Raw genomic sequence first — 14,916 nt, 5'->3', positions numbered from 1 at the left:
CCGGAGGGAACCATGACTCTTGCCATTACCGATGTCGTCCTGCGCGACGCCCACCAGTCTCTGTTTGCCACCCGTCTGCGCCTTGATGACATGCTGCCGATTGCCGCCGCGCTCGATGATGTGGGCTACGGCTCGCTGGAGTGCTGGGGTGGCGCCACCTTTGACGCCTGTATCCGCTTCCTCGGCGAAGACCCGTGGCTGCGCCTGCGCGAGCTCAAAAAAGCCATGCCCAAAACCCCGCTGCAGATGCTGCTGCGCGGGCAGAACCTGCTCGGCTATCGCCATTACGCCGATGACGTGGTGGAGCGCTTCGTTGAACGCGCCGTCAAAAACGGCATGGACGTGTTCCGCGTCTTCGATGCCATGAACGACCCGCGCAATATGAAGGCCGCCCTGCAGGCGGTGCGCAGCCACGGCGCGCACGCCCAGGGTACGCTCTCCTACACCACCAGCCCGGTACACACCCTGCAGACCTGGCTGGACTTAACCGAACAGTTGCTGGAAACCGGCGTCGACTCCATCGCCATCAAAGATATGTCCGGCATCCTGACCCCGATGGCGGCGTATGAGCTGGTCAGTGAAATCAAAAAACGCTACAGCGTGCGCCTGCACCTGCATGCTCATGCCACCACCGGCATGGCGGAGATGGCGCTGCTGAAAGCCATTGAAGCGGGCATTGACGGCGTGGATACCGCTGTCTCCTCGATGAGTGCTACCTACGGCCACCCGGCCACCGAAGCGCTGGTCGCCACGCTTGCCGGTACTGAGCATGACACCGGGCTCAACATCAACAAGCTGGAGAGCATTGCGGCGTATTTCCGCGAAGTGCGCAAGAAATACCACACCTTTGAAGGCCAGCTGAAAGGCTATGACAGCCGTATTCTGGTGGCGCAGGTGCCGGGCGGTATGCTCACCAACCTGGAAAGCCAGCTGAAGCAGCAGAATGCCGCCCATCGTCTCGACGAGGTACTGGCAGAAATTCCGCGCGTGCGCGAGGACCTCGGCTTTATTCCGCTGGTGACGCCGACCTCGCAGATTGTCGGCACCCAGGCGGTACTCAACGTGCTGACGGGCGAACGCTACAAAAGCATTGCCAAAGAAACGGCGGGCATTCTGAAAGGCGAATACGGCCGCTCCCCGGCCCCGGTGAACGCGGCGCTGCAGGCGAAGGTGCTTGACGGTGCGCAGGCTATCACCTGCCGCCCGGCGGACCTGCTGAAGCCGGAGCTGGCGGCGCTGGAAGCCGACATCACGCGTCAGGCGCAGGAGAAGGGTATCCGCCTGGCGGATAACGCCATCGATGACGTACTGACCGTGGCGCTGTTCCCGCAGCCGGGCATGAAGTTCCTGGAAAACCGCAACAATCCGGCGGCGTTTGAGCCGTTGCCGCAGGTGGAAAGCGCGAAACCGGCCCCGACGGCGGCAAAACCGGCCACCTCAGGCATCTACACCGTGGAAGTGGAGGGCAAAGCCTTTGTGGTGAAGGTCAGCGACGGTGGCGATATCAGCCAGGTGACCACCGCCGCGGCAGCTCCGGTTGCAGTGGCCCCGGCAGGCACAGGTACCCCGGTTGCTGCGCCGCTGGCGGGCAACATCTGGAAAGTTGTCGCCAGTGAAGGCCAGGTCGTGGCAGAAGGCGACGTGCTGCTGATTCTGGAAGCGATGAAGATGGAAACCGACATCCGCGCCGCGCAGGCCGGGACGGTGCGCGGCATCGCGGTAAAAGCCGGGGATGCGGTGGCAGTGGGCGATACCCTGATGACGCTGGCGTAACGGAGAGCACCAATGGAAAGTCTGAACGCCCTGTTCCAGGGCATGGGGCTGATGCACCTTGGCGCAGGCCAGGCCATCATGCTGCTGGTCAGCCTGCTGCTGCTGTGGCTGGCGATTGCGAAGAAGTTTGAGCCGCTGCTGCTGCTGCCGATTGGCTTCGGCGGCCTGCTCTCCAACATCCCGGAAGCCGGCATGGCGCTGACCGCGCTGGAGAGCCTGCTGGCGCACCACGACGCCGGGCAGCTGGCGGTGATTGCCGCGAAGCTTAACTGTGCGCCTGACGTGCACGCCATCAAGGAGGCGTTAGCGCTGGCGCTGCCGTCGGTGCAGGGCCAGATGGAAAATCTGGCGGTGGACATGGGCTACACACCGGGGGTGCTGGCGCTGTTCTATAAAGTGGCGATTGGCTCCGGCGTCGCGCCGCTGGTTATCTTTATGGGCGTCGGCGCGATGACCGACTTCGGCCCGCTGCTGGCCAACCCGCGCACCCTGTTGCTGGGCGCGGCGGCACAGTTTGGTATCTTCGCCACCGTGCTGGGGGCGCTGACGCTGAACTACTTCGGTGTAATCCACTTTACGCTGGCGCAGGCGGCGGCAATCGGCATCATTGGCGGCGCGGACGGCCCGACGGCGATTTACCTCTCCAGCAAGCTGGCCCCGGAACTGCTGGGGGCGATTGCGGTGGCGGCCTACTCATATATGGCGCTGGTGCCGCTGATTCAGCCGCCGATTATGAAGCTGCTGACCACCGAAAAGGAGCGCAAAATCCGCATGGTGCAGCTGCGTACCATCAGTAAGCGGGAAAAAATCCTCTTCCCGGTGGTGCTGTTGCTGCTGGTGGCGCTGCTGCTGCCGGACGCCGCGCCGCTGCTGGGCATGTTCTGCTTCGGTAACCTGATGCGCGAAAGCGGCGTAGTCGAGCGTCTGAGCGATACGGTGCAGAACGGGCTGATTAATATCGTGACGATATTCCTCGGGCTGTCGGTGGGGGCCAAGCTGGTGGCGGATAAATTTTTGCAGCCGCAGACGCTGGGCATTTTGCTGCTGGGGGTGGTTGCGTTCGGGATTGGCACGGCGGCTGGCGTGCTGATGGCGAAACTGATGAATATGTTCAGTAAAAACAAAATCAACCCGCTTATCGGCTCAGCGGGGGTCTCGGCGGTGCCGATGGCGGCGCGTGTATCGAACAAGGTAGGCCTGGAATCAGACCCGCAGAACTTCCTGCTGATGCACGCGATGGGGCCGAACGTTGCCGGGGTGATTGGCTCGGCGATTGCCGCAGGCGTGATGCTGAAGTACGTGCTGGCGATGTAATTCGTCATTCTCAGGAGCGGGGTTTCCCGCTCCTGCAAACAGTGAGGGATCGATAATGAGTGAGATGATTGCTGTTCGTCAGGCTATTTCAATGCCGTCAAAAGAGACCGTGATGCGCTATATTGCAGAAGCCCTCGGTCATATCACCACCCTGGAACCGTCATTACATTTGCTGCCCTGGTCCGGTGATAACAACCCGGATAGCCAGGTGCTGTTTGCGCAATGCTATGACGCTGGGCTTCGTGCAGCAAACCAGACTACGCTGCTGGCGAAGAGCGCTATTCCGCAGGCGCTGATTCAGGCAGAAGCCGCTTGGGTGCAAGGCATTGGGCTATTATGTTTGGCTGCGGGCAATATGAGTGGGCAGGAGCAGCCGCTGACGCATAACCGCTTGTGCGACGGCGTTAAAAAATTCGCGGTGGATTTTCCCCATTGGGATGATGAACCTCTGAGTGGGTTTGCCACAGTGCGCAGCGTCGCTTTACCCGTTTTCCGGCGGTTGCACCGCGATGGTCATACCCCGCACGTCATTCTGCTACAAACGCTGCTGCATCTGGTGGCCTGGCGCAGCAGCTCGCAGTATGCCAGACAGCAGGCTCAGCGGCTGCTTTGGCTAGGCGGCGTGTTGGGGGAAGAAGGGGAGCTAAATCTGATGGTTCTGGATAAGGAACTGCGGGAATATCCGGTGGAGGAAGAGCGTTTGCCTGCACTGCTGATCTTCACCGATTTTCTGGCGCATTTTCCAGCGGGGCCGGTTTTTGTTGATTAAGCGCCGTGATGCTGGCGTCGATGGCGGGCTTTCCCCGGAGTCGGCGCTTTGCGCCTCGTCCGGGCTACGGCATATTAGTTTGATGCCGGGTATTCCTGAATCGTTACCTGCATCGTTAACTTCTTATCGTCACGCATGACCACGACGGGAATCACTGAACCTGGGCGGATCTCCGCCACCTGGTCCATGGTCTCCAGCGCGGAAACCGCCGGTTTACCGTTCACTGAGATAATCACGTCGTTGTTCTGAATACCGGCCTGCGCGGCGGGGCCGTCTGGCGCAATTTCGTTAACTACAATCCCCTGAATCTGATCGATACCGCCGCCCTGTGTGCGCAGCGGTGCGATTTCACGACCGCTGATACCGATAAAGCCGCGGATTACGCGTCCATCACGGATAAGCTTATCCATAATCTTGGTCGCCAGCTGGAACGGGATGGCAAAGCTTAGCCCTTCTGGCGTTTCGCCGTCGTTGCTCTTATCAAACGAAAGGGTATTGATGCCCATCAGTTCGCCCAGCGAGTTCACCAGCGCGCCGCCGGAGTTACCGTGGTTGATGGAGGCATCGGTTTGCAGGAAGTTCTGTCGACCGCTTGGGTTCAGGCCGATACGACCGGTGGCGCTGATGATCCCCTGGGTGATGGTCTGGCCGAGGTTATATGGGTTGCCGATAGCCAGTACCACGTCGCCAATGTGTGGCACGCGGGTTGGATTAATCGGAATGACCGGCAGACCGCCGGTGGCGTTAATCTTGAGCACCGCAAGGTCAGTCAGGCTATCGGAGCCGACGAGCAGCGCTTCGAACACGCGACCGTCCTGTAGTGCGACGATAATCTGGTCCGCATCGTTAATGACGTGCTTATTGGTAACGATGTATCCGCGTTGATCCATAATCACGCCGGAACCGAGCGTTTTGATCTCGAGCTGGCTGTTCGTGTTGCTGTTCAGACTGCGGTTATAGACGTTAACCACCGCAGGTGCGGCACGGCGCACCGCCGAGTTGTAGCTGGCAGGCGTTTCGTCCGTGCTGTTAAAGCGCGGAGTGGCTAACGGGTTCCACTGGCGCAAAGACGGGACGGTAACAATCAATATGCCGCCAACCAGTAAGCCTAGTGCGACAGAACGTAAGAGCTTTAGAAGCATGATACAGGCATCGTTGATAAGGAAACTGAGCGAAGCATACCACGAGTTAACCAGACATATGCTATGTCTGGTTTCCGAGGGGCTGAGCCGTAGGCGGATAAGGCGTTTACGCCGCCATCCGGTAATCTTCTACCGACTGCCGGTATCCGGCCTACAGCATGATTAAGGATTAACGCATCAGCAGGTAGATGCTCTCGTTGCCACGCATGACGTTCAAAGCAATTACCGCCGGTTTGGTTTCCAGCACCTTGCGCAGTTCAGCAATTGACGCGGTCTGCTGGCGGTTGATGCCGATGATGACATCATCTTTATGCAGGCCAACCTGAGCCGCTGGGCTGCCTTTCTCAACGTTGGAGATAACCACGCCTTTGGTGCCGCTTTTCGCCTGGCCGTCGCTCAGCGTTGCCCCTTCCAGCGCCGGGATAATGAGCTGCGCGCTGGCGGTGGATGACGTACTTTTATCCAGCGTCACTTCCACTTCGAGCGGTTTGCCCTCGCGAAGCAGGCCCAGTTTGACCTTCGAGCCCGGTTCCGTGGTGGCAATACGGGAACGCAGTTCAGCAAAGCTGTTCAGCGGTTTACCGTTCAGGCTGGTTATGACATCGCCGGACTTAATCCCGGCTTTGGCTGAGCCCGAGTTTGGCAGCACTTCACTGACGAACGCGCCGCGCTGGACATCAAGGTTGAACGCTTTCGCGATATCGGCCGTCATCTCCATGCCGCGAATGCCGAGTAGACCACGTTTGATTTCACCAAACTGAATCAACTGCTGCGCCAGGGTTTGCGCCATATTGCTCGGGATAGCGAAGCCGATACCGATGCTGCCGCCGCCGGGAGCCAGAATGGCGGTGTTGATGCCAATCAATTCGCCGTTCAGGTTAAGCAGCGCACCGCCGGAGTTACCGCGGTTAATGGCGGCATCGGTCTGAATAAAGTTTTCCAGCCCTTCGAGGTTCAGCCCGCTGCGACCCAGCGCTGAAACAATCCCGGACGTTACGGTCTGACCGAGGCCGAACGGGTTGCCGACGGCGACGGCGAAATCGCCTACGCGCAGCTTATCGGAGTCGGCGATAGCGATTTGCGTCAGATGGCTGGCTTTCTGGATTTGCAGCAGAGCGATATCGCTTTGATCATCGCTGCCGATAAGTTTGGCCTCAAATTCGCGGCCATCGTTGAGCTGCACGCTGATTTTCTGCGCGTCGCTCACCACATGATTGTTGGTCAGCACATAGCCCTTGATGGCGTCGATGATGACGCCGGAACCCAGCCCTTCAAACTGCTGTGTTGGCTCATTTGCCGGGTTACTGCCGTCATCGCCAAAGAATTTCTTCAGTTCCTCCGGAACCTGCTGATTAACCGGAGCAGTACCTTCAACCTTCACGCTCACCACGGCAGGCAGTACTTTCTCCAGCATTGGCGCAAGACTTGGCAGTGATCCCTGACCCGGCACCTGCGTTGGCAGCGAGGCCAGTACCGGAGCCGGTACGGCAAGCGAAAATCCAATGCTTAATGCCAATGCACTTAACAGTAAAGTCGATTTCTTCATTGATGCTGGCCCTCATGACCCTGGATTCAAGGACAATACTTCCCGAAAAGACTGATGTTATTGAAGTAAATATAGTCGGCGTGAGCAGAAGAGGACGGGCGCAAGTGATGCGCCCGTGAAATATTTCTGGAATGCAGATTAATCGCGTTTTGCGCTACCGCGCAGCAGGCCGGATGCGCCGTCAGAATAGTCGCGCGGCATCTGAACCGGCGCCTGGTCGTTACCCGCTTCGGATTCGGCCAGACGGTTACGGAACGGGTTGGCGTCCGGAGACATGCCCGGCAGCAGGTTGCTGGAGCTTTTCGCCATGTGCTGATAAATCTGACGATAGTCGTCCGCCATGTTATCGAGCAGTTCTGCGCTGCGCGCAAAATGGCTGACCAGCTCTTCGCGGTACTCTTCCAGCTCGGCTTTGTTTTTCTCCAGCTCGTACTGCAGCGCCTGCTGTTGACGTAATTTGCTATTACCAAAACGCATGGCCACGGCACCAATGATGATACCGACAACTAACCCAATTAGCGCGTATTCCCAGGTCATGAACATCTCCCGTTGTTTTATAGTTCCATAGGGTATTGGCGGCTTCGGCAACTCCATGCCAGCGCCCGATAGTGCCACTATAACCGCTAATCCCGTAGAAGTGGAATCCTGACGCATCATCGCGTAGTGTAGAACGGACTTTTTTTAGTCAATCGTGAAGTAAGACATACCGGTTTTCAAAGGAATAACAATTAGATCATGCAAAGCCAGTCCCCCACATCGCGCTATCTTCAGGCTCTCGAAGAGGGCAGTCATCAACCTGATGACGTTCAGCGCGAGGCGGTCAACCGCCTCGACACCATTTACCAGGAACTGCAAAACAAAACGCCCGCTCCCGTCTCCGGCGGTGGTGGCCTGCGTGCGCGCTTTGGCAAACTGCTGGGTAAGAAAGCGTCTGACGCACCGCATTCCGTTCGCGGCCTTTATATGTGGGGCGGCGTAGGGCGCGGTAAAACCTGGCTGATGGACATGTTCTATCAGAGTCTGCCCGGCACGCGTAAGCAGCGTCTGCACTTCCACCGTTTTATGCTGCGGGTGCATGAAGAACTGGGTGAATTACAGGGGCATAGCGACCCACTGGAAATCGTGGCGGAGCGTTTTAAGGCTGAAACGGACGTGCTCTGCTTCGATGAGTTTTTTGTTTCCGATATCACCGATGCGATGCTGCTGGGGGGGCTGATGAAGGCGCTGTTTGCCCGCGGTATTACGCTGGTGGCGACATCCAATATTCCACCGGATGAGCTCTACCGAAACGGTTTGCAGCGCGCGCGCTTCCTGGCGGCAATTGAAGCCATTAAAGAGCACTGCGACATCATGAACGTGGACGCGGGTATCGACTACCGACTACGTACGTTAACGCAGGCGCATCTGTGGCTTTCCCCGCTGAATAATGATACTCGCCAGCAGATGAACAAACTGTGGCTGGCGCTGGCGGGAACGCCGCAGCAAAACCAGACGACGCTTGAGATAAATCACCGTCAACTGCCAACGCTCGGCGTTGAGAACCAGACGCTGGCGGTATCGTTTACCACGCTGTGCGTCGATGCGCGTAGCCAGCACGACTATATTGCGCTCTCACGCCTGTTCCACACTGTGATGCTGTATGACGTGCCGGTGATGACGCCGCTGCTGGAGAGCGAAGCCCGCCGCTTTATCGCGCTGGTGGATGAGTTCTATGAACGCCACGTGAAGCTGGTGGTGAGCGCCGAGGTTGAGCTTTACAACATTTACCAGGGGGAGCGGCTGAAGTTTGAGTTCCAGCGCTGCCTGTCGCGTTTGCAGGAGATGCAGAGCGAAGAGTACCTGAAGCGCCCGCACATGCCATAAATTCCACCCTCTCCCTGTGGGAGAGGGGCTGGGGGCGAAGGCATCAGGCCGCACATCCCCAAACCCCGAAAAACCCGCGGCAAATCACATAAAGGGGTCGATCTTTGACCCCGACTTCTCTATAATCTTGCGACCCCACGTTACAAGAGAGTTTTTTTCCCAAAACTTTCTCTGCGCCGGCATAGGCTATTCGAAGGGGTAGGTTTGCTGGACAATGTCGTGTGAACCTCAACTGACAAAACGTTTGGGTGTTCACCAACGTGTAACTAATTTATTTGGGTAAGCTTTTAATGAAAACTTTTACAGCTAAACCAGAAACCGTAAAACGCGACTGGTATGTTGTTGACGCGACCGGTAAAACTCTGGGCCGTCTGGCTTCCGAACTGGCTCTGCGCCTGCGCGGCAAGCACAAAGCGGAATACACTCCGCACGTGGATACTGGTGATTACCTCATCGTTCTGAACGCTGATAAAGTTGCTGTAACCGGCAACAAGCGTACTGACAAAGTGTACTATCGCCACACCGGCTACGTCGGTGGTATCAAAGAAGCGACCTTTGAAGAGATGATTGCTCGCCATCCTGAGCGTGTGATTGAAATCGCGGTTAAAGGCATGCTGCCAAAAGGCCCGCTGGGTCGTGCAATGTTCCGTAAACTGAAAGTTTACGCAGGTAACGAGCACAACCACGCGGCACAGCAACCGCAAGTTCTTGACATCTAATCGGGATTATAGGCAATGGCTGAAAATCAATACTACGGCACTGGTCGCCGCAAAAGTTCCGCAGCTCGCGTTTTCATCAAACCGGGCAACGGCAAAATCGTTATCAACCAACGTTCTCTGGAACAGTACTTCGGTCGTGAAACTGCCCGCATGGTAGTTCGTCAGCCGCTGGAACTGGTCGACATGGTTGAGAAACTGGATCTGTACATCACTGTTAAAGGTGGTGGTATCTCTGGTCAGGCTGGTGCGATCCGTCACGGTATCACCCGCGCTCTGATGGAGTACGATGAGTCCCTGCGTGGCGAACTGCGTAAAGCTGGCTTCGTTACTCGTGATGCTCGTCAGGTTGAACGTAAGAAAGTCGGCCTGCGTAAAGCACGTCGTCGTCCTCAGTTCTCCAAACGTTAATTTGTTTCTGCTTCGGCAGACAACAATTGGCGAAAAAAACCCGCTCCGGCGGGTTTTTTTATGCCTGTAAACCGAAAGCCGTTGGGCTCTTTTTCCGCTTTTCCGGAATCCCCTCACCACAAGCCGTTCAAAATCTGGTAGACTATCATCCAATTTTCTGCCCAAATGCGCGCGATTGTTCATTTTTTGTTTAATTCGTTAACGAGGAATGTCGTACAGCGTGCAGATAAGGCTAATCATCTGGCTGGCCGCCGTTGCGGCTGGTAGCAGTAAAAATTCTGAATATACCTGGAGGTTTTCATGGCTGTCGCTGCCAACAAACGTTCGGTAATGACGCTGTTTTCTGGTCCTACTGACATCTATAGCCATCAGGTCCGCATCGTGCTGGCTGAGAAAGGCGTCAGCTTTGAGATAGAGCACGTGGAAAAGGACAATCCACCGCAGGATCTGATTGACCTCAACCCGAATCAAAGCGTACCGACACTGGTGGATCGTGAACTGACTCTGTGGGAGTCACGCATCATTATGGAATACCTGGATGAGCGTTTCCCTCATCCGCCGCTGATGCCTGTGTACCCGGTCGCACGCGGTGAAAGCCGCCTGTACATGCACCGCATTGAGAAAGACTGGTACTCACTGATGAACACCGTGATGAACGGTTCCGCTGCTCAGGCTGATGCTGCGCGTAAGCAACTGCGTGAAGAGCTGCTGGCGATTGCGCCGGTCTTCACTCAGAAGCCGTTCTTCCTGAGCGACGAGTTCAGTATCGTTGATTGCTACCTGGCTCCACTGCTGTGGCGTTTGCCTGTGATGGGCATCGAGCTGGTTGGCGCCGGTGCGAAAGAGCTGAAAGGCTATATGACTCGCGTCTTCGAACGTGATTCTTTCCTCGCCTCTTTAACGGAAGCCGAGCGCGAAATGCGCCTTGGCCGGGGTTAATTGAATGGAAGTTTCACAGCTTTCTCCACGCCGCCCGTACCTGCTGCGTGCGTTTTACGAGTGGCTGCTGGATAACCAGCTGACGCCGCATCTGGTGGTCGATGTGATGATGCCAGGCGTGAACGTACCTATGGAGTACGCGCGTGACGGACAGATCGTGTTGAACATCGCGCCACGTGCGGTGGGCAATCTTGAACTGGCCAACGATGAAGTGCGTTTTAACGCGCGCTTTGGCGGCGTACCGCGTCAGGTTAACGTTCCGCTGGCCGCCGTGCTGGCTATCTATGCCCGCGAAAACGGCGCTGGAACCATGTTCGAACCTGAAGCCGCGTACGACGAGAATGCGGACAGCTTCAACGATGATGAAGCCGTGGATAACGGTGGAAGCGAAACGGTGATGTCGGTGATTGATGGCGATAAGCCCGATATCAGTGATGACAACGATCCAGACGATACGCCGCCGCCGCCGCGCGGTGGGCGTCCGGCACTTCGCGTCGTCAAGTAATACCTCATCCTGGCGATATCTTTTCATAGAAAGGATATCGCTTTTTTATTTAATACCCTTCTCATACCCTCAAGCTATGTTCATTCCAGATTATATATTATCCCCAATAAAATAAACCCACAGAATCTATTTTCCACAGTCTATTTTATAAACGCAGTTTTTCCTCAAATAAATATATATAAATCGTAATGTAAAAAATACAGTTCTTCAAAAGAAGAGTGCCAATTTATTGGAAATATTTAAAATGTTTTTGAAAACAGGTTGTGGCTAAGCATTTTCATAGTCTATGCAGTTGGGTGTTTTTTCGTATGAAAATGTATTTTTTGTATGAAAGTTAATGCTTTTTATTTCCTGTGTGGATGAAACCGGTTGGCATTATTTATTCTTAATTAATGGTTAAGTAATTAGTGGTTTCTAGCCAAGGATATAGTCCTATACTTATTCGGAAGTAATGATCTCCAAATAATATTAATTTGCACAAGTTATATTCCTGATGTCAGTAAATAGGGATCTTGTGATAATGAAATAGTATTATCCGTCACTCTCTTATAAAGTGAAGTCGTTAATAGAATAATTAATTGCCGATTGGGGTTTGAGCATGTATCCCTCCGTTAATACAACGGTTATTAACATGCTTATATAATAATGTTGCTTTTAAGGATGAAAAATGAAAACTGTAGTAAAAACAGCGGTAGCGGCATCACTTGCCATGGGGATTGCTGTATCTGCAAATGCTGCTGGGACTAATACCGGTACGGTAACCTTTACCGGTACTATTGAAGATTCCCCGTGCTCAATTGTTGTCGGTGATGAGCATCAGACCGTCAATCTGGGCCACATTGGTACTGCCTCTCTTCTGAACGGTGGTCAGTCTTCTGCGGTTGATTTTAAAATTGGCCTGGAAAATTGTACTTTTACCACGGAAACCACCATGTCTACGGTGTTCTCTGCAACCGGTAATGAATCAACCGCTAATGCTGGCAATATCGCTCTGATGGGCACAAATGGCGAAATGGCAGGCTCCAGCATTGTTCTGGCAACCTACAAAGGCGCACAGATCAAACTGGGTGACGCTGACAGTCAGGCGCTGACTTTAGATGCCAAAAGCGTTGGTCTGGCAGAACAAACCCTGAACTTTAAAGCCTGGGTTAAAGGCGATGCTGGCGCAACGACAATTGATACTGGCGAATTCAGCAGCGTGGTGAATTTCGCAATTAGCTACCTGTAAGGGCTGTACTTTCCTGCGGCATGATGCCGCAGGAAAGAGTATTCAAAAATAATAATAATTGCTTGATCCATTCTTTTTCTATGGATTCACAGTGCTTTCTGCCATGCCAGAATATCAGGGACAGATATCGGATGAACCACTCTTCATCTTTTCGTTTAGATGCACTGCCGCTATTTATCGGCTTGGCATTATTCTTCGCACATTATGATAGCTATGCGGAAGATGCCATTCAGTTTAATACCCAGTTTCTTGATCTAAAAGAAGGGGCGAAACTCGATCTTAGCCGGTTCTCGCGCAAGGGGTATGTAATGGCAGGGAAATATGCACTTCAGGTTATGGTTAACCAGAGTCAGATATCCCAGGATAGCCTTATCACCTATGCACCAGAAAAAAATGATGACGATAATAATATCCCGTGCTTATCACCGGAGTTGGTCGCTAAGTTTGGTTTACGAGCCGATATCGTTGAAAAACTACAATGGGTAAATGACGGCGCATGTCTGCAATCACACCCGCTTGAAGGTTTTGAAACACAGACTGAATTAGGTAAATCGACGCTAACGGTGGTGATCCCTCAGGCTTATCTGGAATATACCGACAAAGACTGGGATCCACCTTCTCGCTGGGATGACGGTATTTCCGGCCTGTTATTTGACTATAACGTCAATAACCAATGGCGACACTCCGCGCATCACGACGGCGATCAATACGATGTCAGCGGCAACGGCACCCTGGGGGCGAATCTCGGGGCATGGCGTTTTCGCGCTGACTGGCAGGCAAGCTATCGTCACCAGAACGAGGATAGCACCTCCCGATACGCTTCATCGCAAACCGAACGCGACTGGGACTGGAGCCGCTATTACGCTTATCGCGCTATCCCGGCGCTGGGAGCGCAGCTGAAATTTGGCGAAGATGCCCTGACGTCGGATATTTTCGATAGCTTTAACTACGTAGGTGGCAGCCTGGTCACCGACGATCAGATGCTGCCCCCAAATCTCCGCGGATACGCGCCGGATATTTCGGGGGTGGCGCGCACCAACGCTAAAGTGACGATTACCCAGCAGGGACGAGTGCTCCATGAAGCGCAGGTGCCTGCGGGGCCATTCCGTATTCAGGATCTCAACGAAGCCGTCTCCGGCGACCTGCATGTTCGCATTGAAGAACAAAACGGGCAGGTGCAGGAGTATGACGTCAGCACCGCCTCTATTCCCTATCTGACACGCCCGGGTCAGGTGCGCTACAAAATGGCTCTCGGCCGCCCGCAAGATTGGGATCACCATGTGCAAGGCTCGGTATTTGCCAGCGGTGAAGCCTCCTGGGGTATCACCAACGGCTGGTCGCTGTACGGCGGCGGGATCGGCGAAAGCGACTATCAGGCGTTGGCGCTGGGTATTGGCCGCGATATGGCGGTGCTGGGGGCGCTGTCGTTCGATCTTACCCACTCACGCGCCGTGCTGCCGGAAAGCAGTGAATATGGTGATGGCAGTATTCAAGGCAACTCTTTTCGTGCCAGCTATGCGAAAGATTTTGACGGTATGGATAGCCGCCTGACCTTTGCAGGCTACCGGTTCTCGGAAGAGAACTATATGACCATGGATGAATATCTCGATGCGCAGAGCCGCGACAATGACCGGGTACGCAGCGGTCATGACAAGGAGATGTATACCCTGACCTACAGTCAGAATTTTACGGATGCGAACATCAACGCATACGTGAATTTTACGCATCGCACATACTGGAATCGGTCGGATGAGGACAGCTACAACCTGACGATTTCCCATTTTTTCAATCTTGGCGATGTACGCAATATCAGTCTGTCGGTTAATGGCTATCGCAATGAATATGACCACGAAACGGATGACGGCGTCTTTGTGTCTCTGAGCGTGCCGTGGGGGAATGACCGGACGCTGAGCTACAACGGTTCATTCAGCGGCGACGACAACACTCATCAGGTGGGCTATTACGAACGCCTCGACGACAGCAATAACTATCAGATTAACGTCGGGCATGGTAACGATGGTGCCACGATGGACGGCTATTACCGCCACACCGCCAATTTTGCGGATATTGATGCCAGCATGAACTACCAGGAAGGCGAGTATGTCTCAGGCGGCCTGTCGTTGCAGGGCGGTGCGACGCTCACGGCTCAGGGCGGGGCGTTGCACCGTTCGGGGATTACCGGCGGCACGCGTCTACTGGTGGATGTCGGCGATGAAGCCGATATTCCGGTCGGCGGCTACGACACCCCTGCCTATACCAACGTCTTCGGTAAAGCGGTACTGACCGATATTAACGATTACTACCGTAATCAGGTGCGTATCGACCTTACCAGGCTGCCAGAAAACGCGGAGGCCATTCACTCTGTCACACAAGCCACGCTAACGGAAGGGGCCATTGGATATCGCCATATGGAAGTGATCAGCGGCGAAAAAGCGATGGCGGTGATCAGAATGCCAGGCGGTGGATATCCTCCGTTTGGGGCCGAAGTACGTAACGAACAGCAGCAGCAGGTCGGGATGGTGGATGGCGATGGCAGCGTCTATCTGATAGGCGTGAATCCGGGGCAAATCTTGCAGGTGCTGTGGGACGAGAAACCGCAGTGCGACATTACGCTACCGCAGGTGCTGCCAAAAGATCTGTACGGTGGGCTGTTGCTCCCTTGTCAGGATGTACACCAGCCCGGTGCGCGCAGAGTGAATTAATACAAGGA

13 protein-coding genes are annotated in these 14,916 nt (G+C 54.9%); 10 read left to right on the top strand and 3 right to left on the bottom strand.

Annotation, left to right across the window (positions count from 1 at the left end; genetic code table 11):
• Positions 1 to 12: 12 nt before the first annotated feature.
• The 3 genes from oadA to ACH1XZ_RS13905 are packed head-to-tail and all read left to right on the top strand — an operon-like array spanning position 13 to position 3,856.
• Positions 13 to 1,773: a sodium-extruding oxaloacetate decarboxylase subunit alpha gene (gene oadA / locus ACH1XZ_RS13915; protein ID WP_395596023.1), complete on the top strand. Its 1,761-nt coding sequence runs from the start codon at positions 13 to 15 to the stop codon at positions 1,771 to 1,773.
• A gap of 12 nt (positions 1,774 to 1,785) precedes the next feature.
• Entirely contained in the window at positions 1,786 to 3,087 is a 1,302-nt protein-coding gene (locus ACH1XZ_RS13910; RefSeq protein WP_395596022.1) for an oxalacetate decarboxylase subunit beta, read from the top strand.
• A 55-nt stretch (positions 3,088 to 3,142) separates the two neighbouring features.
• Positions 3,143 to 3,856 (top strand): hypothetical protein, encoded by a 714-nt coding sequence (locus ACH1XZ_RS13905; protein WP_395596021.1) that lies wholly within the window; start codon positions 3,143 to 3,145, stop codon positions 3,854 to 3,856.
• Positions 3,857 to 3,930: 74 nt separating this feature from the next.
• Here ACH1XZ_RS13905 and degS read toward each other — a convergent pair whose 3' ends face one another.
• The 3 genes from degS to zapG form a co-directional block, all read right to left on the bottom strand.
• Positions 3,931 to 4,998: an outer membrane-stress sensor serine endopeptidase DegS gene (gene degS, locus ACH1XZ_RS13900; protein WP_395596020.1), complete on the bottom strand. Its 1,068-nt coding sequence runs from the start codon at positions 4,996 to 4,998 to the stop codon at positions 3,931 to 3,933.
• Positions 4,999 to 5,167: 169 nt separating this feature from the next.
• Positions 5,168 to 6,544: a serine endoprotease DegQ gene (degQ, locus tag ACH1XZ_RS13895; protein WP_395596019.1), complete on the bottom strand. Its 1,377-nt coding sequence runs from the start codon at positions 6,542 to 6,544 to the stop codon at positions 5,168 to 5,170.
• A gap of 138 nt (positions 6,545 to 6,682) precedes the next feature.
• Positions 6,683 to 7,081, bottom strand: coding sequence for a Z-ring associated protein ZapG (gene zapG / locus ACH1XZ_RS13890; protein WP_035891191.1), 399 nt, complete (start codon positions 7,079 to 7,081; stop codon positions 6,683 to 6,685).
• A gap of 198 nt (positions 7,082 to 7,279) precedes the next feature.
• Here zapG and zapE point away from each other — a divergent pair, with 198 nt between their 5' ends.
• The 7 genes from zapE to ACH1XZ_RS13855 all read left to right on the top strand — a co-directional run bounded on the left by zapE (position 7,280) and on the right by ACH1XZ_RS13855 (position 14,908).
• The gene (gene zapE, locus ACH1XZ_RS13885; protein ID WP_395596018.1) at positions 7,280 to 8,407 is read left to right on the top strand and encodes a cell division protein ZapE; all 1,128 of its coding nucleotides are present in this window, start codon (positions 7,280 to 7,282) and stop codon (positions 8,405 to 8,407) included.
• Between the two features lie 290 nt (positions 8,408 to 8,697).
• Positions 8,698 to 9,126 carry a 50S ribosomal protein L13 gene (rplM, locus tag ACH1XZ_RS13880; protein ID WP_035891189.1) on the top strand — a complete coding sequence of 143 codons (429 nt, stop codon included), beginning with the start codon at positions 8,698 to 8,700 and terminating at the stop codon, positions 9,124 to 9,126.
• Positions 9,127 to 9,141: 15 nt separating this feature from the next.
• Positions 9,142 to 9,534 (top strand): 30S ribosomal protein S9, encoded by a 393-nt coding sequence (gene rpsI, locus ACH1XZ_RS13875; RefSeq protein ID WP_000829815.1) that lies wholly within the window; start codon positions 9,142 to 9,144, stop codon positions 9,532 to 9,534.
• 300 nt (positions 9,535 to 9,834) lie between these two features.
• A complete protein-coding gene (gene sspA / locus ACH1XZ_RS13870) occupies positions 9,835 to 10,473 on the top strand; it encodes a stringent starvation protein SspA (RefSeq protein WP_185667785.1) in 639 nt (212 codons plus the stop codon).
• 4 nt (positions 10,474 to 10,477) lie between these two features.
• Positions 10,478 to 10,978 (top strand): ClpXP protease specificity-enhancing factor, encoded by a 501-nt coding sequence (gene sspB, locus ACH1XZ_RS13865; protein ID WP_035891185.1) that lies wholly within the window; start codon positions 10,478 to 10,480, stop codon positions 10,976 to 10,978.
• Positions 10,979 to 11,645: 667 nt separating this feature from the next.
• Positions 11,646 to 12,206, top strand: a complete 561-nt coding sequence (gene stfA / locus ACH1XZ_RS13860) for a fimbrial major subunit StfA (RefSeq protein WP_395596017.1) — start codon at positions 11,646 to 11,648, stop codon at positions 12,204 to 12,206.
• Between the two features lie 131 nt (positions 12,207 to 12,337).
• Entirely contained in the window at positions 12,338 to 14,908 is a 2,571-nt protein-coding gene (locus tag ACH1XZ_RS13855) for an outer membrane usher protein (RefSeq protein WP_395596016.1), read from the top strand.
• Positions 14,909 to 14,916 lie beyond the last annotated feature (8 nt).

It is taken from the genome of Kluyvera chengduensis (genome assembly GCF_044197065.1).
In the GTDB taxonomy this organism is placed as follows: Bacteria; Pseudomonadota; Gammaproteobacteria; order Enterobacterales; family Enterobacteriaceae; genus Kluyvera; species Kluyvera ascorbata_C.
This window is presented reverse-complemented; position numbering and strand designations above follow the sequence as displayed.

Bases quoted from the DNA above. Each gene is read 5' to 3' on its own strand.
- degS (WP_395596020.1), bottom strand. From the start codon at position 4,998: ATGCTTCTAAAGCTCTTACGTTCTGTCGCACTAGGCTTACTGGTTGGC.
- ACH1XZ_RS13905 (WP_395596021.1), top strand. From the start codon at position 3,143: ATGAGTGAGATGATTGCTGTTCGTCAGGCTATTTCAATGCCGTCAAAA.
- ACH1XZ_RS13855 (WP_395596016.1), top strand. From the start codon at position 12,338: ATGAACCACTCTTCATCTTTTCGTTTAGATGCACTGCCGCTATTTATC.
- ACH1XZ_RS13910 (WP_395596022.1), top strand. From the start codon at position 1,786: ATGGAAAGTCTGAACGCCCTGTTCCAGGGCATGGGGCTGATGCACCTT.
- oadA (WP_395596023.1), top strand. From the start codon at position 13: ATGACTCTTGCCATTACCGATGTCGTCCTGCGCGACGCCCACCAGTCT.
- rpsI (WP_000829815.1), top strand. From the start codon at position 9,142: ATGGCTGAAAATCAATACTACGGCACTGGTCGCCGCAAAAGTTCCGCA.
- zapE (WP_395596018.1), top strand. From the start codon at position 7,280: ATGCAAAGCCAGTCCCCCACATCGCGCTATCTTCAGGCTCTCGAAGAG.
- sspB (WP_035891185.1), top strand. From the start codon at position 10,478: ATGGAAGTTTCACAGCTTTCTCCACGCCGCCCGTACCTGCTGCGTGCG.
- stfA (WP_395596017.1), top strand. From the start codon at position 11,646: ATGAAAACTGTAGTAAAAACAGCGGTAGCGGCATCACTTGCCATGGGG.
- degQ (WP_395596019.1), bottom strand. From the start codon at position 6,544: ATGAAGAAATCGACTTTACTGTTAAGTGCATTGGCATTAAGCATTGGA.
- sspA (WP_185667785.1), top strand. From the start codon at position 9,835: ATGGCTGTCGCTGCCAACAAACGTTCGGTAATGACGCTGTTTTCTGGT.
- zapG (WP_035891191.1), bottom strand. From the start codon at position 7,081: ATGACCTGGGAATACGCGCTAATTGGGTTAGTTGTCGGTATCATCATT.
- rplM (WP_035891189.1), top strand. From the start codon at position 8,698: ATGAAAACTTTTACAGCTAAACCAGAAACCGTAAAACGCGACTGGTAT.